The organism is Enterococcus sp. H57 (assembly GCF_003112495.1).
In the GTDB taxonomy this organism is placed as follows: domain Bacteria; phylum Bacillota; class Bacilli; order Lactobacillales; family Enterococcaceae; genus Enterococcus_B; species Enterococcus_B faecium.
Genome location: NZ_BEHC01000053.1, coordinates 1 through 690 on the forward strand (window position 1 = coordinate 1; position 690 = coordinate 690).

Genomic DNA, 690 nt, shown 5'->3' on the forward strand with positions numbered 1-690 from the left:
TCAGTACTTCTTTAGTGCCGTCTTCTCGTATACCAATGGCAATATAAATCGCTTCTTTGGATACAGTTTGACGTTTTAGTGGAATGTAAGTAGCGTCCATAAAAATAGCGACATACTTATCATTTAAGGCTCTGGATTTAAAGGCATTTACTTCTTCAGTCAGAACTTTAGTCATGTTGGACATGGTTTGTGGAGTATAGTGATGACCGTACATTTTTTCGATCAAATCAGCAATTTCAGACATCGTAACACCTTTTTCGAATAAATGGATAATAGTGGTTTCCAATGTATCGTTTGTTCTTTTGTAGGCTGGTAAAGTTTGTTGTTTAAACTCACCATTACGATCTCTAGGTATTTCCAATGTTAATTCACCATATTCGGTTTTGATTGATCGAAAGTAAGAACCGTTTCTCGAATTACCTGAATTAAAACCAGTGCGATCATATTTTTCGTAATCTAAAAAAGCCGTTAATTCAGTCCGTAGGAGTGTGTTTATCGCTTTTTCTAAGTGCGAACGGAATAATTCATTTAAATCGCCTTTAGTGACTAGAGTTTGCACAATTTCTGTAGTAAAATCATTCATAGGGAAGTCCTCTTTTCTGTGAATTGGTTGTCGTTAACTTTATTCTACAGAAGGGACTTCCTTTTTTGTATGGATTTTTTCATTTACACAAAATATTTTATACTCTC

At 34.5% G+C, this 690-nt stretch carries 1 pseudogene; it reads right to left on the bottom strand.

The annotated features are described in order from the left end of the window. A pseudogene (locus DIZ30_RS10165) lies at positions 1–583 on the bottom strand (IS256-like element ISEf1 family transposase); the annotation flags it as partial. Between the last annotated feature and the right edge of the window lie 107 nt (positions 584–690).